Annotated in this window: 28 protein-coding genes and 2 tRNA genes; 16 read left to right on the plus strand and 14 right to left on the minus strand. The window is 61.9% G+C overall.

Annotated elements, in window-relative coordinates; translation table 11 throughout:
• Nucleotides 1–20: 20 nt before the first annotated feature.
• Both rplT and rpmI read right to left on the minus strand, forming a co-directional pair.
• A complete protein-coding gene (gene rplT, locus VFB05_RS18960) occupies nt 21–380 on the minus strand; it encodes a 50S ribosomal protein L20 (protein ID WP_298107144.1) in 360 nt (119 codons plus the stop codon).
• Between the two features lie 71 nt (nt 381–451).
• The gene (gene rpmI / locus VFB05_RS18965) at nt 452–652 is read right to left on the minus strand and encodes a 50S ribosomal protein L35 (protein ID WP_072818481.1); all 201 of its coding nucleotides are present in this window, start codon (nt 650–652) and stop codon (nt 452–454) included.
• 276 nt (nt 653–928) lie between these two features.
• On the opposite strand from rpmI, the gene VFB05_RS18970 reads away from it, so the two are divergent.
• Nucleotides 929–1348: a hypothetical protein gene (locus tag VFB05_RS18970; protein WP_325014858.1), complete on the plus strand. Its 420-nt coding sequence runs from the start codon at nt 929–931 to the stop codon at nt 1346–1348.
• An 84-nt stretch (nt 1349–1432) separates the two neighbouring features.
• On the opposite strand, the gene infC is transcribed toward VFB05_RS18970, so the two are convergent.
• Nucleotides 1433–1972, minus strand: a complete 540-nt coding sequence (gene infC, locus VFB05_RS18975) for a translation initiation factor IF-3 (RefSeq protein ID WP_325014993.1) — start codon at nt 1970–1972, stop codon at nt 1433–1435.
• A gap of 240 nt (nt 1973–2212) precedes the next feature.
• On the opposite strand from infC, the gene VFB05_RS18980 reads away from it, so the two are divergent.
• Complete coding sequence (locus VFB05_RS18980) at nt 2213–3001, plus strand: alpha/beta hydrolase (protein ID WP_325014860.1); 789 nt, start codon at nt 2213–2215, stop codon at nt 2999–3001.
• Between the two features lie 88 nt (nt 3002–3089).
• A complete protein-coding gene (locus VFB05_RS18985) occupies nt 3090–3557 on the plus strand; it encodes a nuclear transport factor 2 family protein (protein ID WP_325014862.1) in 468 nt (155 codons plus the stop codon).
• Here the strand turns inward: VFB05_RS18985 and VFB05_RS18990 are convergent.
• The gene (locus VFB05_RS18990) at nt 3554–4246 is read right to left on the minus strand and encodes a glutathione S-transferase family protein (RefSeq protein ID WP_325014864.1); all 693 of its coding nucleotides are present in this window, start codon (nt 4244–4246) and stop codon (nt 3554–3556) included. The genes VFB05_RS18985 and VFB05_RS18990 overlap by 4 nt on opposite strands.
• 354 nt (nt 4247–4600) lie before the next feature.
• Here VFB05_RS18990 and VFB05_RS18995 point away from each other — a divergent pair, with 354 nt between their 5' ends.
• Complete coding sequence (locus VFB05_RS18995; RefSeq protein WP_325014866.1) at nt 4601–5407, plus strand: undecaprenyl-diphosphate phosphatase; 807 nt, start codon at nt 4601–4603, stop codon at nt 5405–5407.
• A gap of 204 nt (nt 5408–5611) precedes the next feature.
• Here the strand turns inward: VFB05_RS18995 and VFB05_RS19000 are convergent, their stop codons facing one another.
• Entirely contained in the window at nt 5612–6580 is a 969-nt protein-coding gene (locus VFB05_RS19000; RefSeq protein WP_325014868.1) for a complex I NDUFA9 subunit family protein, read from the minus strand.
• 303 nt (nt 6581–6883) lie between these two features.
• Between VFB05_RS19000 and VFB05_RS19005 the strand changes: the two genes are divergently transcribed.
• Nucleotides 6884–6970, plus strand: a tRNA-Leu gene (locus tag VFB05_RS19005).
• Between the two features lie 41 nt (nt 6971–7011).
• Here VFB05_RS19005 and VFB05_RS19010 read toward each other — a convergent pair.
• A complete protein-coding gene (locus VFB05_RS19010) occupies nt 7012–7383 on the minus strand; it encodes a hypothetical protein (protein ID WP_325014870.1) in 372 nt (123 codons plus the stop codon).
• 136 nt (nt 7384–7519) lie between these two features.
• Nucleotides 7520–7765, minus strand: coding sequence for a hypothetical protein (locus tag VFB05_RS19015; protein ID WP_325014872.1), 246 nt, complete (start codon nt 7763–7765; stop codon nt 7520–7522).
• A 166-nt stretch (nt 7766–7931) separates the two neighbouring features.
• Here VFB05_RS19015 and VFB05_RS19020 point away from each other — a divergent pair, with 166 nt between their 5' ends.
• From VFB05_RS19020 to ptsN, 8 genes are all read left to right on the plus strand, one after another.
• Nucleotides 7932–8090, plus strand: a complete 159-nt coding sequence (locus VFB05_RS19020; RefSeq protein WP_325014874.1) for a hypothetical protein — start codon at nt 7932–7934, stop codon at nt 8088–8090.
• 135 nt (nt 8091–8225) lie between these two features.
• Nucleotides 8226–8852: a ribonuclease D gene (locus tag VFB05_RS19025; RefSeq protein ID WP_325014876.1), complete on the plus strand. Its 627-nt coding sequence runs from the start codon at nt 8226–8228 to the stop codon at nt 8850–8852.
• Between the two features lie 401 nt (nt 8853–9253).
• The gene (gene lptC, locus VFB05_RS19030; RefSeq protein ID WP_325014878.1) at nt 9254–9991 is read left to right on the plus strand and encodes an LPS export ABC transporter periplasmic protein LptC; all 738 of its coding nucleotides are present in this window, start codon (nt 9254–9256) and stop codon (nt 9989–9991) included.
• Nucleotides 9992–9995: 4 nt separating this feature from the next.
• Nucleotides 9996–10745 carry an LptA/OstA family protein gene (locus tag VFB05_RS19035; protein ID WP_325014881.1) on the plus strand — a complete coding sequence of 250 codons (750 nt, stop codon included), beginning with the start codon at nt 9996–9998 and terminating at the stop codon, nt 10743–10745.
• A gap of 196 nt (nt 10746–10941) precedes the next feature.
• The gene (gene lptB / locus VFB05_RS19040) at nt 10942–11955 is read left to right on the plus strand and encodes an LPS export ABC transporter ATP-binding protein (protein ID WP_325014883.1); all 1014 of its coding nucleotides are present in this window, start codon (nt 10942–10944) and stop codon (nt 11953–11955) included.
• A gap of 131 nt (nt 11956–12086) precedes the next feature.
• Entirely contained in the window at nt 12087–13736 is a 1650-nt protein-coding gene (rpoN, locus tag VFB05_RS19045) for an RNA polymerase factor sigma-54 (protein WP_325014885.1), read from the plus strand.
• Between the two features lie 51 nt (nt 13737–13787).
• Nucleotides 13788–14381, plus strand: coding sequence for a ribosome hibernation-promoting factor, HPF/YfiA family (hpf, locus tag VFB05_RS19050; protein ID WP_325014887.1), 594 nt, complete (start codon nt 13788–13790; stop codon nt 14379–14381).
• A gap of 341 nt (nt 14382–14722) precedes the next feature.
• The gene (gene ptsN / locus VFB05_RS19055; protein WP_325014889.1) at nt 14723–15184 is read left to right on the plus strand and encodes a PTS IIA-like nitrogen regulatory protein PtsN; all 462 of its coding nucleotides are present in this window, start codon (nt 14723–14725) and stop codon (nt 15182–15184) included.
• Between the two features lie 96 nt (nt 15185–15280).
• Here ptsN and VFB05_RS19060 read toward each other — a convergent pair whose 3' ends face one another.
• From VFB05_RS19060 to VFB05_RS19075, 4 genes are all read right to left on the minus strand, one after another.
• Entirely contained in the window at nt 15281–15544 is a 264-nt protein-coding gene (locus VFB05_RS19060; RefSeq protein ID WP_325014890.1) for a DUF1150 domain-containing protein, read from the minus strand.
• Nucleotides 15545–15594: 50 nt separating this feature from the next.
• Nucleotides 15595–16020, minus strand: a complete 426-nt coding sequence (locus tag VFB05_RS19065) for an Hsp20 family protein (RefSeq protein WP_057839164.1) — start codon at nt 16018–16020, stop codon at nt 15595–15597.
• A gap of 173 nt (nt 16021–16193) precedes the next feature.
• Nucleotides 16194–17393: a CaiB/BaiF CoA-transferase family protein gene (locus tag VFB05_RS19070; RefSeq protein WP_325014892.1), complete on the minus strand. Its 1200-nt coding sequence runs from the start codon at nt 17391–17393 to the stop codon at nt 16194–16196.
• A 121-nt stretch (nt 17394–17514) separates the two neighbouring features.
• Nucleotides 17515–17940: an organic hydroperoxide resistance protein gene (locus VFB05_RS19075; RefSeq protein ID WP_325014894.1), complete on the minus strand. Its 426-nt coding sequence runs from the start codon at nt 17938–17940 to the stop codon at nt 17515–17517.
• Nucleotides 17941–18097: 157 nt separating this feature from the next.
• Here VFB05_RS19075 and VFB05_RS19080 point away from each other — a divergent pair, with 157 nt between their 5' ends.
• Nucleotides 18098–18559, plus strand: a complete 462-nt coding sequence (locus tag VFB05_RS19080) for a MarR family transcriptional regulator (RefSeq protein WP_325014896.1) — start codon at nt 18098–18100, stop codon at nt 18557–18559.
• An 18-nt stretch (nt 18560–18577) separates the two neighbouring features.
• Here the strand turns inward: VFB05_RS19080 and VFB05_RS19085 are convergent, their stop codons facing one another.
• From VFB05_RS19085 to VFB05_RS19095, 3 genes are all read right to left on the minus strand, one after another.
• Nucleotides 18578–18814: a GIY-YIG nuclease family protein gene (locus VFB05_RS19085; RefSeq protein WP_325014898.1), complete on the minus strand. Its 237-nt coding sequence runs from the start codon at nt 18812–18814 to the stop codon at nt 18578–18580.
• Between the two features lie 155 nt (nt 18815–18969).
• A tRNA-Ala gene (locus tag VFB05_RS19090) sits at nt 18970–19045 on the minus strand.
• Between the two features lie 68 nt (nt 19046–19113).
• On the minus strand, nt 19114–19527 hold the full coding sequence (locus VFB05_RS19095; RefSeq protein ID WP_325014900.1) for a TIGR02300 family protein: 414 nt from the start codon (nt 19525–19527) through the stop codon (nt 19114–19116).
• Nucleotides 19528–19670: 143 nt separating this feature from the next.
• Here VFB05_RS19095 and aroA point away from each other — a divergent pair, with 143 nt between their 5' ends.
• Both aroA and cmk read left to right on the plus strand, forming a co-directional pair.
• A complete protein-coding gene (gene aroA, locus VFB05_RS19100; protein ID WP_325014902.1) occupies nt 19671–21020 on the plus strand; it encodes a 3-phosphoshikimate 1-carboxyvinyltransferase in 1350 nt (449 codons plus the stop codon).
• Entirely contained in the window at nt 21017–21655 is a 639-nt protein-coding gene (gene cmk, locus VFB05_RS19105) for a (d)CMP kinase (protein ID WP_325014904.1), read from the plus strand. Before aroA ends, cmk begins: the two co-directional genes overlap by 4 nt.
• The last annotated feature ends 56 nt before the right edge of the window (nt 21656–21711 follow it).

The raw sequence follows: 21711 nt of genomic DNA on the forward strand, positions 1-21711 counted from the left end.
TTGTCGGGCGAGCTTACGCCTTACGCCGCGAGCGCAGCCTTGGCCTTCTCGGCGATCGCCTGGAACGCGGCCGGCTCGTTGATCGCGAGATCCGAGAGCACCTTGCGGTCGACCACGATGCCCGACTTGGACAGGCCGTTGATAAACACGCTGTAGGTCATGCCGAACGGACGGACGGCCGCATTGAGCCGCTGGATCCAGAGCGCGCGGAAGGTCCGCTTCTTGCGCTTGCGATCGCGGAAGGCGTATTGGCCGGCCTTTTCGACAGCAGGCTTGGCGGCGCGGATCGTATTCTTGCGGCGGCCATAATAGCCCTTGGCGGCCTTGTAGACTTTCTTGTGCTTGGCGTGGGCGGTCACACCGCGTTTGACGCGAGACATGACGAAGCTCCTTCGAAATCGGAAAAATGAGTGACGGATCGCCGCGCGGACGCGGCGCGGCGGACGAAGCTTTAGGCGTTCGGCAGGAAGTACTTCTTGACGTTGTCGCCGTCGGTCTTGAACAGCACGCGCGTGCCGCGCAGCTGCCGGATCTGCTTCTTGGTCCGCTTGATCATGCCGTGGCGTTTGCCGCGCTGGGCGTGCAGCACCTTGCCTGTGGCAGTCACTTTGAAGCGCTTTTTGGCGCCCGACTTGGTCTTCAGCTTGGGCATTTGGCTCTCCTATGGCCGCAGAAAAAGCCCGCCCGAGGCGGTGCTTTGGCGGCTAAAATGCTCGTTAGAGCGTTGAAAGTGCTCAGGTTTTTATGTCGTTCGACAAAACCCGCACGGCCATCGCCACGGCAGCCCTAAATGAGCCGGGCGATGAAGGTCGGGCTTATGGCAGAACAAGTTCATTTTGGCAACGATGAACCGTCAAATCAGCTTCGCCGACTGATGTCAGGATGCCGGCATTTGGCGTCACCAACGTCTTCATCAGGCCAGGTCAAAATGCGCATTTCAGCCCAATCGATTAAGTCATCTTCGAATTTCCCACTCCGCGCAACGCTGGGGCTGCTCGCCCTGGCGGCGGTTGCTTTTGCGAGCGGAATTTCTACGCCCGCCAATGCGGGTCCGAGGCCCGGCGTCTATGACGGCACCTGGAACGTGACCTTCACCACCCGCGCCGGCAATTGCAGCGCGACCAACAGCGCGCCCTTCAACGTTGCGGGCACTCAGGTCTCGTCGGCTGGCGGCGGCAAAGTGACCGGCGGCATCAGCCGCGGCGGCGCGGTAGCCGTCAACATTTCGGTCGGCCTGTCGCACGCGAGCGGAAGGGGCCGCCTGGTCGGTAATTCCGGCACCGGCCGCTGGACCGGCATCATCTCCGGCGACAAGTGCAGCGGTACCTGGGCGGCGAGCCGGACGTGAGGCCGATCTTCGCGGCAACCCTGACGGCACAGTCTCCGCGCGAGCGGGAGACTGTGAACGATCGGGCTATTTTCAGCGAAGGAATCAGCGCGGCGCCAGAACCATCACGACCTGGCGGCCCTCGAAGCGGGCGTCCTGCTCGACCTTGGCAAACTCCGCGACGTCCGTCTTGATCTTGTCGAGCAGCTTGGTGCCGATTTCCTGGTGCGCCATTTCACGGCCGCGGTAGCGCAAGGTGATCTTGACCTTGTCGCCTTCCTCGAAGAAACGCTGCATCGCGCGCATCTTCACGTCATAGTCGTGATCGTCGATCATCGGCCGAAGCTTGATCTCCTTGATCTCGACGGTCTTCTGCTTCTTGCGGGCTTCTGCCGCTTTCTTCTGCGCCGAATATTTGTACTTCCCGTAGTCCATGATCTTGCAGACGGGAGGAGAGGCGTTCGGCGAAATCTCCACGAGATCCATGCCGGCTTCGATCGCCTGTCTGATGGCGACGATCGTCTCGACGGTGCCCTGGTTGGTGCCGTTCTGATCGATTAGCTGAACCGTTGCGTTGCGGATCTCATCATTGGTGCGCGGCCCATCCTTGGCGACGACGGGCGGGGCTCTATTGGGACGGCGAATGGGTATTTCTCCAAAGTTGTGAACGAAGGTTGTAGTTTGAAGGATTAAGGCTTCGCGGGCAAGCCGACTTGCTCTTGACGGGCCAAAAAGCATCAAATGAGAGGCATTTTGGCCACGGGAATGCTGGGTCAGCGGCGACATAGGACGCGAGGGCGCTTTCCGCAAGCTCGATAACGCACCAACCCCCATTTGGTTGACGGACTCTTTCGGCTCGCGCACAGAGGTTTTCGGAGTGATGTCATGACCAGTTCCGAAACCGATCAGCAAACCCCCGTCTTCATCGAGGTCGGCGAGGCCGGTGCGCCGCGCCGCATCGCGGTCCGCGCCCGCAAGGGCGCCATGCCCGGGCTATTTTGGCTCGGCGGCTTCAAGTCGGACATGCGGGGGACCAAGGCGCTCGCGCTCGACGCCTGGGCCGCCGAGCGCGGCCGCGCCTGTACCCGGTTCGACTATTCGGGCCACGGGGAATCCGGTGGCGATTTTGCCGACGGGACCATCGGGCGCTGGCTCGAAGAGAGCGTCGCGGTGTTTGACAGGTTCTGTGAAGGGCCGCAGGTCGTGATCGGGTCCTCGATGGGCGGCTGGATGGCGCTGCTTTTGGCGCGCGAACTGGTGCGGCGCCCAGCTTCCCGCGCCTCACTCAAAGCGCTCGTGCTGATCGCGCCGGCGCCCGATTTCACCGAAGAACTGATGTGGAAGGGATTTTCCCCCGAAACGCGGCGCCAGATCGAGACGACAGGCGTCTGGCTGCGCCCGTCCGAATATGGCGATCCCTATCCGATCACCAGGAGCCTGATCGAAGAGGGCCGCAATCACCTGCTGCTCGGGGCTGCGATCGAGGTCGGCTGTCCCGTGCATATCCTGCAGGGCGCAAAGGATCCCGATGTGCCGTGGAAACATGCCTTTGCATTGGTGCATCGGCTGCCGGCAGACGATGTGGTGCTGACCCTGATCCAGGACGGCGATCACCGCCTGTCGCGGCCGCAGGACATTGCGCGGATTCTCGCAGCCGTCGCTGAATTCGGCTAAAGCGTTTTCAAGCGAAGTGGGAACCGGTTCGCGTGAAGAAAACGCGTCAAAAACAAAATTTGGTCTCGTCTCGCGAGGAGAGAGTGCCATGACCACCGAAGAACTTCTGCGCGCCTTTTGCGACGCCGCCGAAGCGCGCAACGGCAAGGCCTTTGCCGATTTGTTTACTGATGACGGCGTCTATCACGACGTGTTCTACGGCGCCTTCGAGGGCCGCGCCAAAATCGCCGAGATGATCGACGAGGTGTTTGGCCGGACCGCGACCGACTTCCGCTGGGACATGCATGATCCGCTCAGCGACGGCGAGACGCTCTATGCGCGTTACACGTTCAGCTACCGCTCATTGCTGGCGGAGGCGAACGGCGCGCGGGTGATGTTCGAGGGCGTGGCGATCATGAAGCTGCGCAATGGCAAGATTGCCAGTTACCACGAGGTCGCCAACACCGCGCCGGCCTTCGTCGACATGAACTTTGCGCCGGAACGAATCGCCAGGATATTCGCCAAACAGGGCGCGGCGCTGAAAGCGCGGCCGGAGATGAAGCGTCATCTCGCCTAGAAATCGAGATCGACGTAGGTGCGTGACGCCGGCACGCCGGCGAGCCATTCCGAGAGCAGCGGGCGGAACGAAGGCCGCGACTTGACCCGCGCATACCAGGCCTTTGCCGCATCGTCCTCGCTCCACGGCACGTCGCCGAGATAATCGATCGCCGACAGATGCGCGGCCGCGGCAAGGTCCGCAAAGGTGAGGCGGTCGCCGGCCAGATAATTTCGCGTCCCGGCCAGCCAGCCGATATAGGCGAGGTGATAGCGCACGTTGGTTTTCGCGGCGCGCATCACGTCGGCGGACGGCGGACCACCGCCGTCGTTCTCGCTCATGAAGCGCTTGTAGATGCGCTCGGTGACCAGCGGACCGGACGCTTCCTCGAAAAACTTTTCGTTGAACCACGCCATCAGCCGCCGCACTTCGATGCGTTCCGCAATGGCCTGCGGCAACAGCCGCCGCTCGGCCATCTCGGCGCCAAAGGTCTCGTCGATATATTCGGCAATGACGCCGGCGCCGGGAACAGCGCCTTCGCGCTCTGCAATCAGCACCGGCGTGGTGGCTGCGGGGTTGAGCGCCAGGAAAGCCTCGCGCCGTTCCCAGGTTCGTTCTTCCACCAGATTGAGATCGGCGCCGAGTTCGCCGAGCACGAGGCGAATGAAGCGCGAATGCGGACAGAACGGGTGATGGAACAGCGTGAACATGAAGCTCTTCTACCGAAGCTTTTGACGGTGGCAACCCTACCAGCGGTCCGATTCTAACATTCGCACCCCTTCTCAGCCGGCACCTTTGCGAATGCTAGAATCAAAGGACCACTGGCAAATATAGAGTTTCTAGTGGAGTTTAGGATTTGACATTCGCTTTCAGAGCTTGTGGCTAGGCGGGTAGCGAATGTCAAATCCACTCCACTAGTTTCCGAGTTTTTACCGTTGCGGCATGCATTCGAATAAGCGAGAAGAATCCGGCCATTTTCAGCCGCTATCGCCTGCGCACGGTCCCAGGCGGATCGCGATCGTGCAATCACCAACCCGATAACCTGACAAAGAGGATGCCCAATCATGCTGACTGATTCGTTGCGGGCGGTAATTCTCGGCATCGTCGAGGGCATCACCGAGTTTCTGCCTGTTTCCTCCACCGGCCACATGCTGCTCGTGCAGCGCTTCTTCGGTTTGGGGGAGGGCGCCTTCTGGAACAGTTTCATCGTGTTGATTCAGCTCGGCGCGATTCTCGCGATCGTCGTGCTCTATTTCGCCAAGCTGTGGAAAATCGCGCTCGGCATGTTTTCGAATCGCGACGACCGCCGCTTCGTCATCGGCGTCCTGATCGCGTTTCTGCCGGCGGTGATCATCGGCCTGATCGCCGGCAAATACATCAAGGAGGTCCTATTCAATCCGTGGGTGGTTTGCTTCTCGCTGATCGTCGGCGGCGCGATCCTGCTTTGGGTTGACCAGCTCGATCACAAGCCCACCGAGCACGACGCGACGAAATTTCCGCTGCTGACGTACCTCTGGATCGGCATCGCGCAGTGCCTCGCCATGATTCCCGGCGTGTCGCGTTCCGGCGCCAGCATTGTCGCGGCGATGCTGCTCGGCGCCGACAAGCGCGCAGCGGCGGAATTCTCGTTCTTCCTGGCGATCCCGACCATGATCGGCGCGTTCGCCTACGATTTCTACAAGAACCGCGCCGAGATGACGGCGGACCATCTCGGCACCGTCGCAATCGGCTTCGTGCTGTCGTTCGTCGTCGCCATCATCGTTGTGAAGGCGTTTCTCGGCTATGTGTCACGCCGCGGCTTTGCGCTGTTTGCGTGGTGGCGCGTGGTCGTCGGCACGCTCGGTCTGATCGCGCTCGCGCTGGGGCACTGATGGTTCCTCATGGTGAGGAGGCGCGCGTGCCCGAGCAGGCCGGGCAGCAGCGAGGCCGTTAGCGAACGGCACAAAATATAACGCGCCGTCGCTGGACGATGCTTCGCATCGCCAGGAGAACCATGAGGCCATGATGCGCCCATCCTTCGAGACGCGGCGAAGTCGCCGCTCCTCAGGATGGGCCTGTTCTGGCTGAGAGGAAGTTTACGCGTTCTTCTGCGCGAACTGGCCCGCTTTGCGGAAACGCCAGAGATATTGCGGCGCGACGCCTTCGATCGAATCCGGTGCGATGCCGAGCCCTTCCAGTGTGAGGCCGGCGCTCCTTGCGGCGTCCGACACCACATTGTCGCTGCGCAGGAGCTCGACCTGATCTCCGGTCAGCTTGAACGGGCCGGGTGCGAACTGCAAAAACAGCGCCTGAAGTTTTGCGAGGCCAAACGGCAGCGACACCAGCATGCGCTCGCGCCCGGTGATCGAAAGGATCATTTCCATGATCTCGCGCATGGAAAGCACTTCCGGTCCGCCGAGCTCGTAAACGCCGCCTGCTTTGGCCTTGCCGTCGACGGCGTCCGCAATCGCGGTCGCGACGTCGCCGACATAGACCGGTTGCAACTTGGTCGTCCCGCCGCCGATCAGCGGAAGCGCCGGCGAGATCCGCGCGAGGCCCGCAAAGCGGTTGGTGAAATCATCTTCGGGGCCGAACACGACGGAGGGGCGGAAGATGGTGGCCGATGGGACGGCCGCAAGCACCGCCTGTTCGCCGGCCGCCTTGGAGCGGGCATAGCGCGAGGTGGAATTCTCATCGGCGCCGATCGCCGAAACATGGACCATCCGCGCGCCGGCTGCGGCCACAGCCTTCGCCACCGTGCCCGCCCCCTCGCCCTGCACGGCGTCAAAGGTCTGTGCGCCTGATTGGGCGAGGATGCCGACGAGGTTGACCGCGATCTCGGCACCGCGCATCGCGGCCGCGACGGAGGCTGGATAACGCAAATTGGCCTGCACGGCGTGGATTTGGCCGACCTTGCCGAGCGGCTGCAGGTGCCCCGCCAGCTCCGGCCGCCGCACCGCGACCCTGATCCGGTAGTCGCGCTTGCACAGCGCCCGGACCACCGCCCGGCCCAGAAAGCCCGACCCGCCATAGACCGTGACCAGGGTTTCCAGATTCGATGCCATGTTCTTGAGCCTTTGGGTCTGATGGGGCTAGTGCCGCCTATTTGAAGTTCCTGCACCACAAGCGGCGAATTCGATCCAGGAACTTCAAATAGAAAGCGGCACTAGAATCAATAGGTTTGCTAGTGCCCATGACTTTCCGAAGTTCGTGGAAAGTGGCTGCTGCAATGGAGCACGAACTTCGGAAAGTGGGCACTAGTATTCGGCGATTTGCCGATACGCCATCGCCCGATTTCTGTACAGTTTTTTCGGTTCACGCGCGCCAATTTGACAAGCGCGCGACCGAACCTTAACTAGCGGCCCCATGCCCAGGTGGCGGAATTGGTAGACGCGCTGGCTTCAGGTGCCAGTGACCTAACAGTCGTGAAGGTTCGAGTCCTTTCCTGGGCACCACTCCCTTATCGATCAGCTGAGATCGTCCGTCTCTGACGGGATCAGGCGGCGAGGGCCACCAGCGGCTGAAGCCGGTCCGCGATGATGTTGAGCGTGTTGGCGTTGGCGCTCATCAGCGAGAGATAGCTCAGCGAGTGCTCGTAGTAGATGCCGATCTCTTCATCGCCGAACCGGAGCACGCCCTCGACGTCGTCCTCCGAGGCCTTGTAGCCGGGCAATTCGACTGACGTCGGCGCTTCCTTGTTCAGCACCGTGGCGATGTCGCTCAGCATGTCCCGGAACGGGGTCGAGCGATCGAAGGCGTCGCCTGTCCACAGGACAAGCTCCCACCCCTGTTTGCGATGAGGTTCGATGACGGGTCTGGAATGGACCTTGATCGTGGCGCAACGTTCGGGACGACGCGTTTTGAGCATGACGGAATTGTATCACGGCCCGGAGCCAGCGCCTTCGCAGCCTGCAAAACGGGTAGAGAACCGGTCACCGGGATGGCTCAAAAGCCGTGCAAAAACTGTAAAAAATTAGAAAATGATAACCACGTGTCCGTCCGAGCTATGCTGCATCCTCGGGCACGTCCCCCTGCCTGTGCCCGTCAGGGCCGCGGTCGAAGACGCCGAAATTGCTGGATTTCATGCCGGCGACTCCGTCGGTCGTCACGACCGTCAGCCCCATTTTCAGGAGCTCGCGCACGGCGGCTGCGCGCGTCGGCATCCGGTGTTTGAAGCGAAAATCGTCCAATAGGGCCAGTTCCTCGGGGGAAAGCATGACCTGCAAACGCTCACCGCGGACGTCGTTCATGGAAGTCACCCAAATTTTAGCCAGTTGAGTAACCTACTCAATTCACTAAGGTGGCAAAGGTTCCTTCAAGGCAGTTAATTTAGTAAAAAATTTCAATAAAAACAATATCTTAGTATTTATTTTGGGATACGGAGGAGTCATCATTCGCCAACGGGAGGACCTTCCCATGGCCGACCAAATCAAGCTGCCTCGCGCGCTTTCGGACGAACCGAACCCACCAAAGCCGCTGCGTCCGAGCCACCACAAAATCATCGACAATCTGGAGCGCTGGGCCAACAGCCACGAGCTTCAACCGCCGAGACTGCCGGACGAAGACGCGCATTGAGACGTCGCCGGGCCTACGGCCGGGACGGAATTTGCTGATCAAAGCCACACGAGACGAGTGCGCGGCTCGCCTCTCACCATAATGAGCGCTACTACTACTTGGTTCTCCTCCGAATCGACCAGAGGCCTAGTAGTCATGACCGTACGCCAGCATCGCGGCGATCTGCCCGATCTCTCCCGCTATACCGACGCCGTGGCGATCGACACCGAGACCATGGGGCTCAATCCGCATCGCGACCGGCTTTGCGTCGTGCAGCTATCGAACGGCGACGGCAGCGCGGACGTCGTGCAAATTCCGAAAGACTACGGCAAGGGCGCAAACGACGCGCCGAACCTGAAGGCGCTTCTCGCCAACCCGAAGATCACCAAGATCTTCCACTTCGCCCGCTTCGATCTCGCCGCGCTCTACAATGCGCTCGGCGTCATGCCTGCGCCGGTCTATTGCACCAAGATCGCCTCGCGGCTTTGCCGCACCTACACCGATCGCCATGGCCTGAAAGACCTGGTGCGCGAGGTGCTCAACATCGAGCTTTCGAAGCAGCAGCAATCGAGCGACTGGGGGACGTCGACCCTGAGCGAAGCGCAGCTCGCTTACGCGGCCTCCGATGTCCTGCATCTGCATGCGCTGCGCGAGCGCCTGGATGCGATGCTCGCGCGCGAAGGCCGCACCGAGCTGGCGCAAGCCTGTTTCACATTCCTGCCGACGCGCGCAAGGCTCGATCTGCAGGGCTGGGAAGCCGAGGACATTTTCGCCCACTCCTGACGCGTTGCGCTGCCGCGCCCAATAAGAATCTATGTGAGTGTGAGTGGTCGACGTTTGCTTGGATTTTGCTGAAGCAAAACGAAGCAATTGCTCGCCCGATCGGGCGGAATCCCGCCGTTTTTCGGACACACTGGTGGTCCGATTCTAACATTCGCATCCCTTCTCAGCAGGCCCTTTTGCGAATGTTAGAATCAAAGGACCACTAGCAAAATATAGGTTTCTAGTGGAGTTTGGGATTTGACATTCGCTTTCGGAGCTCACGGTTGGGTGGGCAGCGAATGTCAAATCCACTCCACTAGGTTACACCGTGAATGACGCCTCCAGTAAAAAGGGGTGTGTCTCAACCCCTGCTATCAGGGTAAAATAGCCGGGTCTTTGCGAACTTCGGAAGTGGAGCATTTTTGAACTCGGCCCAGAATCCCACCTATGACGTCGCCGGCATGGAGGCGCGCTTTGCGATCGCGGCGCGCCACAGCCGGATGGTGCGCGTTTTGCGGGTCGCCGTTCCGGCGGCGGTGGCCCTGTCGCTTGCGACCATCATCCTGGTGTCGGTGTTCAACCCGTTCAGAATGCTGCTCCCCAAGTTGCCGGTCGACATGAGCAACCTCGTTGTCTCCGGCACCAAGGTGACGATGGAATCGCCACATTTGGCAGGCTATTCGACGGACCGGCGCCCCTACGAGGTCTGGGCCAACACCGCGGTTCAGGACGTGACCGATTCGGATCATGTCGAGCTGCACACGTTGCGGGGCAAGATGCTGATGGAAGATCAATCGACCGTCACGCTGGAGGCGGTCAACGGAAAGATGGACACCAAGCAGCAACTGCTCGATCTTCACAAGGATATCTATGTCCAGACCAGCAACGGCTATCAGGCATGGCTCAGCCAGGCCTTCGTCGACATGAACAAGAACACGGTGACATCCGACGAGCATGTCGACGTCAAGTGGTCCGACGGACGGATATCCGCCGACACCATGAAAGTGCTGGGCGGCGGAGAAACCGTCCGCTTCGACGGCCATGTTGTGATGAACATCGACAAGATGCCGCCGGCGGCCGATACCCCGCCGCCGGAGCCCGCTGCGCCGGCCAAGCCCACGAAATCGCGGCCCAACGCAAAATCCTCCAACGCGAAGTGATCCGATGACGCCGTCCCACCCGAGATTTCTGAGAGGCCGCCTCGCCGCCGGGATCGCCTGCGCGGCCTTTGCGTTCGCTTCTCCTGTCGCAAGCGACGCTGCCGCGCAAAGCACCGTGAGCGGCGTGCCAAACGCGATGCAGGGTTTTTCGCAAAATCGCGATCAGCCGATTCAAATCGAATCAGTCTCGCTCGAGATGCGCGACAAGAAAAAAGAAGCGACCTTCACCGGCAATGTGAAGGTGATTCAGGGCGACACCACCATGACGTCGAAGGTTCTGGTGGTTTATTACGAATCGAAAGATCAGAACGCGGCTCCGGCAACGCCCGCCGGCGGCAATGCGAAGGCCGCTGCGAAGTCGGCGCCTGCACAATCCGCGCCGATGCAATCGGCGGCGCCGGGCCCCGGTGGTGCATCGTCGATCAAGCGGCTCGAGGCCAAGGGCGATGTCATCGTGACGCAAAAGGACCAGGTCGTGACCGGCGAAACGGCTGTTTTCGACACCAAGACCAACCTGATCACGATGGCGGGCGGCGTGGTGCTCACACAAGGCAAGAACGTGCTGAAGGGCGATCGCTTGCTGGTGGATATGACCACCGGCGTTTCCCGCGTCGAATCCGATTCCGGCCGCGTCCAGGGCTTGTTTGTTTCGTCCGGCCAAAGCGGGAATGGACCGGGGCTCCCCGGCGCTGCGCCGCAGGCTTCGCCGCAGCCGGGCGCGCCCCAGTCCCTGTCGCCAAATAAACCCAAGTAAGGCCAACGCTTTAACAAAAGTGAAGCTTGGGCTCGGTTGAAGCCGGTCTCCCGAGCCTGTATCTAGCTCGCGGGGTCAAACACTTCTGGGATGGGCATCCGCTGGGCAACGGGCATCCGTTCATTCATGCTGCGCGGGCGAATCATTCGCCGCGCCAGACTAGCGGACTTCTACAGAGGGTTCGGACGAAGCGGGGATGGTGGATTTACTCGGCATGTTCCGGCGGCGCCCCGCCAAACGCGGGAAGGCAGGCTTTGCGCGTTCGCGCGAGGACATTACCGCGCTCGGCGACAGCATGGGCGACATGCTGAGGGGTCCGGTGCGCGATGCGCCGCCGCTTGCCCGCACGGCGCCATCGCCTGTGCTGGAATTACCCCGCGTCGAGGATCCGCAGCCTACGCCGCGGCCGGCTCCCCGCCCACAGGCGGCGCCTAAACCGGCGGCATCAAGGCCAAGCGGCGCCGCCGCGCCGCGGCAGGCCCCGCGTGCCGGATACCTGGCTGTGCATAGCGTGGAAAAGAGTTTTGGGACCCGCAAGGTCGTGCGCGGGGTCAGCATCTATGTCCGCCGCGGCGAGGCCGTCGGGTTGCTAGGACCGAACGGCGCCGGCAAGACGACCGTCTTCTACATGATCACCGGCCTGATCAAGGCCGATCGAGGCGCCATCGAACTCGACGGCCACGACGTCACCAAGCTGCCGATGTATCAGCGCGCCCGGCTCGGCATCGGCTATCTGCCGCAGGAAGCCTCGATCTTTCGCGGCCTCACCGTCGAGCAGAATATCCGCGCGGTGCTCGAAGTCGTCGAACCCTCGCGCAAGAAGCGCGAGGCCGAACTCGATGGCCTGCTCGATGAGTTCAACATCACGCGCCTGCGAAAGTCGCCGTCGATCGCGCTCTCGGGCGGCGAGCGGCGGCGCGTCGAAATCGCGCGCGCGCTCGCGACGCGCCCGAACTACATGCTGCTCGACGAACCCTTCGCCGGCATCGACCCGATCGCGGTCGGCGACATTCAGGACCTCGTCCGCCATCTCACCAATCGCGGCATCGGCGTGCTGATCACCGACCACAATGTCCGTGAAACGCTCGGCCTGACCGACCGCGCCTATATCGTCTATGCCGGTGAGATCCTGACGGAAGGTAGCCCGGACGAGATCGTCAGCGATCCCGATGTCCGCCGGCTCTATCTCGGCGAGGAATTCCGTCTCTAAGCGGAATTGACCGGTCCTTAACCCGCTCGCGACTTCAGCCTTTTTTCCATGGAGTCAAGCCGTGTACATCGGCTGACGACTAGGATAAGCAGGAATCGGACCAAGTTTTTGGGAATCGAGTTCTTGCCTCCATGGCGCTGACGCAGAGATTAGAATTCCGCCAGTCGCAGTCGCTGGTGATGACGCCGCAGCTGATGCAGGCGATCAAGCTGCTTCAGCTGTCCAATCTCGACCTGTCGGCCTTCGTCGAGGAGGAATTGGAGCGAAATCCGCTGCTGGAGCGGGAGAGCGACGGTCCCGAGGCGCCTGTCGCCGGGGAGCCGGCCGCCGGCTCTGCCGAGACCGCAGAAGGCTCTTTTGGCGAGGAATTTTCCGGCGAGGCGTCCGAATCCGCCGCCGACGGCTTCGAGCCTTCCCAGTTTGAATCCGCCCAGGAAGACTGGATGAGCCGCGACCTCGGCAGCCGCACCGAGATCGAACAGACGCTCGATACCCCGCTCGACAACGTGTTTTCCGAAGAACCCGCGGAAGCCGCCGCGCGCACCGCACAGGATGCGGCGCCCACCACCTATACCGAATGGGGCGGCGGCGCATCTAGCGACGACAACTACAATCTCGAGGCCTTTGCCGCCGCCGAGGTGACGCTGGCGGGCCATCTGGCAGAGCAATTGGCTGTGGCCTTCACCGCGCCCGCCCAGCGCATGATCGGCCAGTATTTGATCGATCTGGTCGACGAGGCCGGTTATTTGCCGGGCGATCTCGGACAGGCGGCCGAGCGGCTTGGCGCCTCGGTAGACGATGTCGAGGCGGTGCTCGCCGTCTTGCAAAAATTCGATCCGCCCGGCGTCTGCGCGCGCTCCCTGAGCGAATGTCTCGCGATCCAGCTGCGCGAACTCGACCGTTACGACCCCGCGATGCGCGCGCTCGTTGAAAATCTCGAACTGCTGGCCAAGCGTGACGTCGCCGCGCTACGAAAACTGTGCGGCGTCGATGACGAAGACATCACCGACATGATCGGCGAGATCAGGCGGCTTGATCCCAAGCCGGGTTTGAAATTCGGCGCCTCGCGCGCGCAGACCGTGGTGCCCGATGTCTATGTGCGGCCCGGTCCCGACGGCGGATGGCATGTCGAACTCAACAGCGAAACGCTGCCGCGCGTCTTGGTCAACCAGAGCTATTACACCGAGCTGTCGAAGACGATCCGCAAGGACGGCGACAAATCCTATTTCAGCGATTGCCTGCAAAACGCGACCTGGCTCGTTCGCGCGCTCGATCAGCGCGCCCGCACCATCCTCAAGGTGGCGACTGAAATCGTTCGTCAGCAGGACGGCTTCTTTACACACGGCGTTGCGCATTTGCGGCCGCTCAACCTGAAGGCTGTGGCGGACGCGATCCAGATGCACGAATCGACGGTCTCGCGCGTGACCGCCAACAAGTACATGGCGACCAATCGCGGAATTTTTGAACTAAAATATTTCTTCACGGCGTCGATCGCCTCCGCCGATGGCGGCGAGGCGCATTCGGCCGAGGCCGTGCGTCACCACATCAAGCAGTTGATCGATGCGGAAGACCCTGCGCTCATCCTCTCCGATGACACGATCGTGGAACGATTGCGCGCAACCGGCATTGATATCGCCCGCCGTACCGTCGCCAAGTACCGGGAGGCGATGCGTATACCATCTTCGGTCCAGCGGCGGCGCGACAAACAAGGTATGCTTGGCAATGCCCTTTCAGCGCCCGCCGCATCTCCCGACCGCTCGAAGGATCCTCAGCCCGCCTGATTGCGTCCTCCTCGAATCGGAATAGTGTTGGCTCAACGATTGAGGCACACCATGACTCTCCGGATCTCTGGAAAAAGCATCTCGATCGGCGACGCCTTGCGCGGGCGGGTCTCGGAGCGCACCGACGAAGTGCTGCGCAAATATTTCGACGGCAACTATTCCGGCCACATCACGCTGAGCAAGGACGGCTCGGGCTTCCGCACCGATTGCGCGCTGCATCTTGATTCCGGCATCACGCTGGAAGCCGATTCCAACGCCGCCGATGCCTATGCCAGCGCCGACCAGGCGCTCTTGATGATCGAGAAGCGGCTGCGCCGCTACAAGAGCCGCCTCAAGGATCGCTCGGCCCGCAAGGCGCACGCGGCGAGCGAGGCGCTGGCGACGCTCGATGCGCCGAGCTACGTGATCGAGGCGCCGGGCGAGGGCGACGAGGAAGTGACCGGCTACAGCCCCGTCATCATCGCCGAAGCGACGACCTCCCTGAAACGCCTTTCGGTCTCGGAAGCCGTCATGGAATTGGATCTGACCGGCGCGGCTTGCCTGGTGTTCCAGCACGGCTCCTCCGGCCGGGTGAACATCATCTACCGCCGCGTCGACGGCCATGTCGGGTGGATCGATCCGCCCGCTGTGAAGTCTGAGGAATGAGACGGGAGAAGGCACGCGGGGAGCAGCAAAACGAGCGTCCGTTTTTGCGGAAAAATCATGGCGAAACAACGGATTAATCCGTCATGGCGATTGAATCAGAAATCCGCTCCTGTGGGAAAATCGGCATTGACGAGCAGGGGGACCCTCCCTATGTTCCGCGCCCTTAACGATGTGGGTTGGCGGTATCTTTACGGGTGTTGGCACTGCTCTTGCGTTGGAGTAGAAGCCCACCCAACTAGGACCGGGGCGGCGGACGGCCGCCTTCGCCATCTCGTTGATCCGCCAAAACCTGTTCGCAACCCGACGATCGACTTGTCTCGCAATTTACCTCGGAACGCCCCATGACGATTACCGATCTGGTCGCACCCGAGGCGATTCTCCCGGCATTGAAAGTCAACAGCAAGAAGCAAGCGCTGCAGGAACTGGCCGCGCGCGCATCAGAGCTGACCGGGCAGAACGAGCGCTCGGTTTTCGAAGTGCTGTTGCAGCGTGAGAAACTCGGCACCACCGCCGTCGGATACGGCGTCGCGATCCCGCACGGCAAGCTGCCCAAGCTCGAAAAGATCTTCGGCCTGTTCGCGCGGCTGGAGCGGCCGATCGATTTCGAGGCGATGGATGGCCAGCCGGTCGACCTCGTGTTTCTTTTGCTGGCGCCGGAAGGCGCGGGCGCCGATCACCTGAAAGCGCTGGCGCGCATTGCGCGGTTGTTGCGCGATCAGGATGTCGCAAAGAAGCTGCGCGCCTCGCGCGAGGCCCAGGCCATCTATTCGGTGCTGGCCCTGCCGCCTGCGAGCGCGGCGTAATTCTTCCAAGCTAAATCTGATCGCCGTTATTGCCAAAATAAAACGGCGAGCTTCGGCAAGCCCGCCGTTCTTGAATTCGCTTCTACGGCGCGCGCGTCAGTGAACGCTCACGGCCTGCAATTCGTTGCTCCAAGCGTTGGCAATCGCGGCCTCGCGCGAATCGGTCAGCATGATCGGCGTGCCGTCGGCGGCATGGAGCGCGAACAGTTTCAGTCCCGGCGCGATCTCCGGCGCTTCCGGAAACAGGCCCGGCACGTCTTCCGAGCGGATCTGCTTCACATAGGCGATGTGGCCTTCGCCGAGGCTTGCCAGCGCCTCCAGGGAGACGCGAGGTTCCAGAGCAAAATTACCTTCAGTCATGGTCTCGACTCCTTCTCAAGTCCAAGCGGTCGAGTCCGCTACTCGTTCCATTATTCGTGTTCATTGATAGCGATTGTCTTAACGACCCTTTCCGGCTCCGGCCGGGCGAGATCGATCGACAACAGCCCGTTTTTCAAATCCGCGCCCAGCACCAGCATCCCCTCCGCCAGCACAAAGGTGCGCTGGAAGTGGCGCGCGGCGATGCCGCGATGGATGTATTGCCGGGCCTTGTCGTCCTGCTGGCGTCCGCGGATGACGAGCTGATTTTCCTCAGTGGTTACATCAAGTTGGTCGCGGGTAAATCCGGCGACCGCGAGCGTGATGCGCAGCCGTTCCGGCTGCCCGTTGGCACGATCGCAACGCTCGATGTTGTAAGGAGGATAGCCGTCAGCGCCTTTGACGACGCGATCGAGCGCACGCTCGATCTCGTCAAACCCCAGCAGAAACGGACTCGATAACGAGGGAACACGAGACATAGTTTGCAAAGCCCTCTCGAAGCGACTTTGAAGTTTGTAGGGCCCTTGCGGCACCCCAGTATGACCTGAAGGTGGATTCACCCTCCGGTCAAAACCAATATGGGCATAATTCCAGGGGGTTCAAGCACCTTGCCGCCCCGCCAAGACCTTCCCCCAAAGGCGTTTTCGGAACGTTAACGGCGGCGCTGGGTTGAGATCACGCCCCTCGCTGAAAGGTCCTCGATCTCCGATTTGGAATAGCCGAACTCGGCGAGCACTTCTCGAGTGTGCTGGCCGAATTTGGGTGGAACGCTGAGCAGGCTCGCCTTGCTGCGCGACATCCGGATCGGCGAAGCCACGCCCTTGTACCAATCCTTTTCGATGACGTCGCCGCGATGGGCGACATGGGCGCTGGTCAGGGCCTGGGCGATCGACTGCACGGGGCCCGCGGGGAGACCTGCGGCGAGCAGGCGATCGCACAAGGGCTCAGCCTCGTACTGGCTGAACACCGCGGCGAGCTCCTCGCGCAGAGCTTCGCGGTTGGCGATCCGATCGCGGTTGCGGGCAAAGCGCGGATCGCTGCCGAGTTCTTCCTTGCCGATCTCCTTGCAGAGCTTCCGGAAGGTGCCGTCATTGCCGACGCCGATAAAGATGTTGTCGGTGCGGGTCGGGAAGATCGCATAAGGAACGAGGTTCGGATGCTCGTTGCCGGTGAGCGCGGGCGGCTTGCCATGCATGAAGTAGTTCGCGTTGTGTGGATGCATGACCGACAGACCCGTCTCGAACAGCGTGGTTTCGAGAAACTGTCCTTGGCCCGAGCGCTGCCGCTCGGACAACGCCATCAGGATGCCGATCGCGGCGTAAAGTCCGGTCGTGATGTCGACCACGGGAACGCCGATCCGCGTTGGACCCGATTGCGGCGAGCCCGTCGCCATGATCATGCCGGTCATCGCCTGGATGATGGCGTCATAACCGGGATTGCCGCCGCGCGGCCCGTCGGCGCCGAAGCCGGAAATCCGGCAGTGAACCAGTCGCGGGAATTTCGCGCGCAGCACGTCGTTGCCGATGCCCCATTTATCCAGCGTGCCGGGCTTGAAATTTTCGATCAGAACGTCGGCGCCCTCGAGCAGCTTCATCAGCACGGTGCGGCCGCCCTCGGAGGCGAGGTCGAGGCCGATCGAGCGCTTGTTGCGGTTGATGCCGACGAAATAGGCCGCGTCGTCCTCATGGAAGGGCGGGCCCCAGTCGCGGACTTCGTCGCCGGCCGGCGGTTCGACCTTGATCACGTTGGCGCCGTGATCGGCGAGAATCTGCGTGCAATAGGGGCCGCCGAGCACGCGCGTGAGATCGATCACGCGCAGGCCCGTCATCGCGCCTGAATTGGCTTCAGTCATCGAAAACCTTCGCTCAAATCCGAATAGGTTTTCAGAGCTAGCGGTCTTCGCGGGCCGCATCAATGCATTTTGCCGCAGGCGGCCCATCCGTTCGCAAGATGGGCCGCCCCGCGGAATTCCGTCAGACCACCGTCAGCTTGACGTCGACGTTGTTGCGCGTGGCGTTGGAATAGGGGCACACCTGATGGGCCTTGGCGACCAGCGCCTCGGCTTCGGCGCGCGGCACGCCCGGCAGCGAAACTTGCAGCGCGACATCGAGGCCGAATCCGCCCTCGGAACGCGGGCCAATGCCAACCGTTGAGGTCACCGATGCATCGTTGGGAACCTTCGGGCCGCCTTGCGAGGCGACGAACTTCATCGCGCCGATGAAGCAGGCGGCATAGCCTGCGGCGAAAAGCTGTTCCGGATTGTTGCCGGCGCCGCCGCCACCACCGAGTTCCTTCGGCGTCGAGAGCTTCACGCTGAACGCGCCGTCCAGCGTTGCGGCTTCGCCGTCACGGCCGCCGGTGGCCTTGGCCTGGGTCTTGTAGAGCACGTTCACGGACATTGGGCTTCTCCTGTTTGATTTTGATCGCGCGCTCTGTATTGCAAACAATTAGATTGTGCACAATATAAAAAGTGCGGCCTCACATTTAATTGTTCGCAATTGAATGTTGCTGCTGTGCGGCCCACAATGGCGGGGAATCATGACAGGAACAAAGAAAATGGCCCGAAAACCGCAGGCCTCCGACCAATGGCTACGGCTCGACAACCAGATCTGCTTCGCGGTCTATTCGGCCGCGCACGCCTTCAACCGCGTCTACAAGCCGCTCCTCGACCGGCTTGGCCTGACCTATCCGCAATATCTCGTCATGCTGGTGCTGTGGGAGCGTGACGGCGTCGCGGTCAAGGAGATCGGCGAGCGGTTGTATCTGGATTCCGGCACATTAACCCCGCTGCTGAAGCGGCTGGAGCAGGCCGGCTTGATCAGGCGCACACGTTCAACCGAAGACGAGCGGCAAGTGCTGATCGGCCTGACCTCGCAGGGACAGTCGCTGAAGGACAAGGCGCGCGCCGTGCCGTCCACGATTCTGGCGGCCTCGCAATGCTCGGTCGCGGAACTGACGGCGATGAAGAACGAGATCGTCGCCTTGCGCGAGCGTCTCACGTCGAAGGCGGGGGTGTGAGGGGGGCTTTCGATTCCGCTAAAAATGCCTTTTAGCAAACGAACGACCGGAACCCGACTTGAGATACTTCTCGAAAGCCACGGCACGATGCTCATCGTCAAATGCCGCGTAGGTTCGCAAGCGCCAAGGCTTGTACTTCGCCGTGTGCGTAACTTCGCCAGCATTATGTTTGGCTAGTCGTGTGCGCAGATCGTTTGTGACGCCGACATAAAAATGCTCGGAGTTCGAACTTTCGAGAAGGTAGACGTATTTCAAGGCCTGGATCCCCTTGAGGGGAGAATACACCAAAGTTTCGGTGGCTCGCCGAGGCCCGCCGTCGCCCTTCGGGCTATGGCGTGGCAGCCTTCGCTCACTCGCTACGAGAAACTGCCCGGGCCTGCCCAGCCGTAGCTCGCGAAGCGAGCGAAGGCTGGTGGAGCCAGGCGGGATCGAACCGCCGACCTCTTGCATGCCATGCAAGCGCTCTCCCAGCTGAGCTATGGCCCCATCAAGAATCGCGCGCCTTGGGCGACGCGCGTCGCGTTCACGACCCTGATCACAGATCAGGGCCGATCTCAAGTCTCCTCGTCGCCGCTGACGTCGCCGATGATGTCGGTGACGTCCTCATCGCCTTCCTCTTCATCGGCGATGAAGGTGGAATCGTCGTCATCGTCACCTTCGATCGTCTCGTCGATCTCGATGTCGTCTTCCGATTCAGGCACCTGCGCCTTGACCTTGCCGGTGTTCTCCTCGGCATCGGCCTCCTCGAGCGACACCAACTCTTCGGCTTCCGCGGGCTCCGGCGCCACTTCGGCGGCGGCAGCAGCGGCAGCGCGTGCGTCACTTCGTGTTGCCCGGGCCGGCGCAACGGGCGCGATCGGCACGACCTCGCCGGTATAGGGCGATATCACCGGATTCTTGTTGAGGTCGTAAAATTTCTTACCCGTCGTCGGGCAAATGCGTTTGGTTCCGAGATCGGATTTGGCCACGTGCGGAATCCTGGGAATTTTTCAAAAAGCGGTGCTTCACTTGGCTAGTTGGCACGCCGCTGTCAATAGTGCTTTGCAGAAGAAGTCGGCCCGGGTAATTCGGCGCTTGCCGACCCGCTGCAACGCCGCGAAAGGACACAATCTTGACTCATTCGGATCGCGCCGCCGATCAGAAAACCCCCCTTGAGGCCCGCCAGAGCGGCCCTTTGAGCGGAAAAGTCCGCGTCCCCGGCGACAAGTCGATCTCCCACCGGTCCCTGATCCTGGGCGCGATGGCGGTCGGGGAAACCAGGATATCGGGCCTCCTGGAGGGCGAAGACGTCCTCAATACCGCCAAATCGATGCGGGCCTTGGGCGCACAGGTCGAACGGACCGGCGATTTTGCCTGGAAGGTCGCTGGCGTCGGTGTCACCGGCTTTGCCGAGCCGGAAAAACCGCTCGATTTCGGCAATTCCGGCACCGGCTGCCGCCTGGTGATGGGAGCGGTCGCGGGCTGCCCGATCACGGCAGTTTTCGATGGCGACGCCTCGCTCCGGTCAAGGCCGATGCGACGGATCCTTGATCCCCTCGAATTGATGGGTGCCCGGGTGGCCAGCGGTGGCGAGGGCGGCCGGCTGCCGCTGACGCTGTCAGGCGCGCGCGACCCCTTACCCGTGACCTACCGGACGCCGGTCGCTTCGGCGCAGATCAAGTCTGCGGTGCTGCTCGCGGGATTGGCGGCGCCGGGCGTGACGACCGTGATCGAAAACGAGGCCAGTCGCGACCACACCGAACTGATGCTGAAGCATTTTGGCGCGGAGATCGTCTCCACGCCGGAAGGAAAGCACGGCCGCAAGATCGCGCTGACCGGCCAACCCGAACTGCACGGCGCTGATGTCGTCGTGCCGGCCGATCCGTCGTCAGCGGCTTTTCCGATCGTGGCGGCTTTGATCGTCGAGGGATCGGATCTCATCCTATCCGACGTCATGACCAATCCGCTGCGCACCGGGCTGTTCGCGACGCTGCGCGAGATGGGCGGGCTGATCGAGGAAAGCGACGTGCGCGGCGACGCCGGCGAGCCGATGGCGCGCTTGCGCGTACGCGGTTCGAAACTCCGCGGCGTCGAGGTCCCGCCCGAGCGCGCGCCCTCTATGATCGACGAATATCTGGTGCTGGCGGTCGCAGCCAGCTTTGCCGAAGGCACCACCATTATGCGGGGCCTTTCCGAATTGCGGGTGAAGGAATCCGATCGGCTCAAGGCAACTGCCGACATGCTGCGCGTCAACGGCGTCAAGGTCGAGATCGTGGGCGACGATCTGATCGTCGAAGGCCGCGGCCATGTCCCCGGCGGCGGACTCGTCGCGACGCACATGGATCACCGCATCGCGATGTCCGCGCTGGTGATGGGGCTCGCCTCCGACAAACCGGTCAAGGTCGACGACACCGCCTTCATCGCCACCTCATTTCCGGACTTCATTCCGATGATGCGTGGTCTTGGAGCAGATTTTTCATGATCATCGCGATCGATGGACCGGCGGCCTCCGGTAAAGGCACGCTCGCCAAGCGGCTCGCCGCCCATTACGGCCTGCGTCACCTCGATACCGGCGTTATCTATCGCGCGGTCGCTTATGCGTTGATGAGCCGTGGCGCAGACCTCAAGGACGAAGCTTCCGCGGTCAGTGCCGCAAAGAGCCTCGATCCCCGGACTTTCGACGACCCCGCGCTGAAGTCGCATCAGGTTGGCACAGCCGCGTCGGTGGTGTCCGCGATCCCCGCCGTGCGGGCGGCGCTGGTCGAGTTCCAGCGCCAATTCGCGAGCCAGCCGCCGGGCGCTGTTCTGGACGGCCGGGATATCGGCACCGTGATCTGCCCCAACGCCGATGTGAAGATTTTCGTGGTCGCCGACCCCAAGATCAGGGCGGAGCGCCGCACAATCGAAGCCCGCGGGCGCGGGGAGGCGGCGGACGAGGCCACCATCCTGGCCGATATCCTGGCGCGCGATGAGCGGGACCAGAATCGCCCCGTTGCGCCTTTAAAACCGGCTTCAGATGCTTACTTGCTCGATAACTCCCATTTGGATATAGAAGGCGGCGTCCGGGCCGCCATCGACATTGTCGAGGCCGTCCGAGCGGGCCGGCGTGAGGTTTGAACATCACGCTGTCATTGGAGGAAAGCCCGCTCGATAAGCCTTGCAGTCGATATCTC

Origin of the sequence: Bradyrhizobium sp. (genome assembly GCF_035652035.1) — a bacterium.
Taxonomy (GTDB): Bacteria; Pseudomonadota; Alphaproteobacteria; order Rhizobiales; family Xanthobacteraceae; genus Bradyrhizobium.

What these genes read in the sequence shown, in the direction of transcription:
- VFB05_RS19075 (WP_325014894.1), bottom strand. Translation starts at nt 17,940, where the DNA reads ATGTCCGTGAACGTGCTCTACAAGACCCAGGCCAAGGCCACCGGCGGC.
- VFB05_RS19000 (WP_325014868.1), bottom strand. Translation starts at nt 6,580, where the DNA reads ATGGCATCGAATCTGGAAACCCTGGTCACGGTCTATGGCGGGTCGGGC.
- VFB05_RS18985 (WP_325014862.1), top strand. Translation starts at nt 3,090, where the DNA reads ATGACCACCGAAGAACTTCTGCGCGCCTTTTGCGACGCCGCCGAAGCG.
- VFB05_RS19035 (WP_325014881.1), top strand. Translation starts at nt 9,996, where the DNA reads ATGACGCCGTCCCACCCGAGATTTCTGAGAGGCCGCCTCGCCGCCGGG.
- lptB (WP_325014883.1), top strand. Translation starts at nt 10,942, where the DNA reads ATGGTGGATTTACTCGGCATGTTCCGGCGGCGCCCCGCCAAACGCGGG.
- rpoN (WP_325014885.1), top strand. Translation starts at nt 12,087, where the DNA reads ATGGCGCTGACGCAGAGATTAGAATTCCGCCAGTCGCAGTCGCTGGTG.
- VFB05_RS19070 (WP_325014892.1), bottom strand. Translation starts at nt 17,393, where the DNA reads ATGACTGAAGCCAATTCAGGCGCGATGACGGGCCTGCGCGTGATCGAT.
- hpf (WP_325014887.1), top strand. Translation starts at nt 13,788, where the DNA reads ATGACTCTCCGGATCTCTGGAAAAAGCATCTCGATCGGCGACGCCTTG.
- VFB05_RS19015 (WP_325014872.1), bottom strand. Translation starts at nt 7,765, where the DNA reads ATGAACGACGTCCGCGGTGAGCGTTTGCAGGTCATGCTTTCCCCCGAG.
- VFB05_RS19025 (WP_325014876.1), top strand. Translation starts at nt 8,226, where the DNA reads ATGACCGTACGCCAGCATCGCGGCGATCTGCCCGATCTCTCCCGCTAT.
- VFB05_RS19060 (WP_325014890.1), bottom strand. Translation starts at nt 15,544, where the DNA reads ATGACTGAAGGTAATTTTGCTCTGGAACCTCGCGTCTCCCTGGAGGCG.
- cmk (WP_325014904.1), top strand. Translation starts at nt 21,017, where the DNA reads ATGATCATCGCGATCGATGGACCGGCGGCCTCCGGTAAAGGCACGCTC.
- VFB05_RS19010 (WP_325014870.1), bottom strand. Translation starts at nt 7,383, where the DNA reads ATGCTCAAAACGCGTCGTCCCGAACGTTGCGCCACGATCAAGGTCCAT.
- VFB05_RS19080 (WP_325014896.1), top strand. Translation starts at nt 18,098, where the DNA reads ATGGCCCGAAAACCGCAGGCCTCCGACCAATGGCTACGGCTCGACAAC.
- VFB05_RS18970 (WP_325014858.1), top strand. Translation starts at nt 929, where the DNA reads ATGCGCATTTCAGCCCAATCGATTAAGTCATCTTCGAATTTCCCACTC.
- VFB05_RS18980 (WP_325014860.1), top strand. Translation starts at nt 2,213, where the DNA reads ATGACCAGTTCCGAAACCGATCAGCAAACCCCCGTCTTCATCGAGGTC.
- VFB05_RS18995 (WP_325014866.1), top strand. Translation starts at nt 4,601, where the DNA reads ATGCTGACTGATTCGTTGCGGGCGGTAATTCTCGGCATCGTCGAGGGC.
- rplT (WP_298107144.1), bottom strand. Translation starts at nt 380, where the DNA reads ATGTCTCGCGTCAAACGCGGTGTGACCGCCCACGCCAAGCACAAGAAA.
- ptsN (WP_325014889.1), top strand. Translation starts at nt 14,723, where the DNA reads ATGACGATTACCGATCTGGTCGCACCCGAGGCGATTCTCCCGGCATTG.
- VFB05_RS19065 (WP_057839164.1), bottom strand. Translation starts at nt 16,020, where the DNA reads ATGTCTCGTGTTCCCTCGTTATCGAGTCCGTTTCTGCTGGGGTTTGAC.
- rpmI (WP_072818481.1), bottom strand. Translation starts at nt 652, where the DNA reads ATGCCCAAGCTGAAGACCAAGTCGGGCGCCAAAAAGCGCTTCAAAGTG.
- VFB05_RS19020 (WP_325014874.1), top strand. Translation starts at nt 7,932, where the DNA reads ATGGCCGACCAAATCAAGCTGCCTCGCGCGCTTTCGGACGAACCGAAC.
- VFB05_RS18990 (WP_325014864.1), bottom strand. Translation starts at nt 4,246, where the DNA reads ATGTTCACGCTGTTCCATCACCCGTTCTGTCCGCATTCGCGCTTCATT.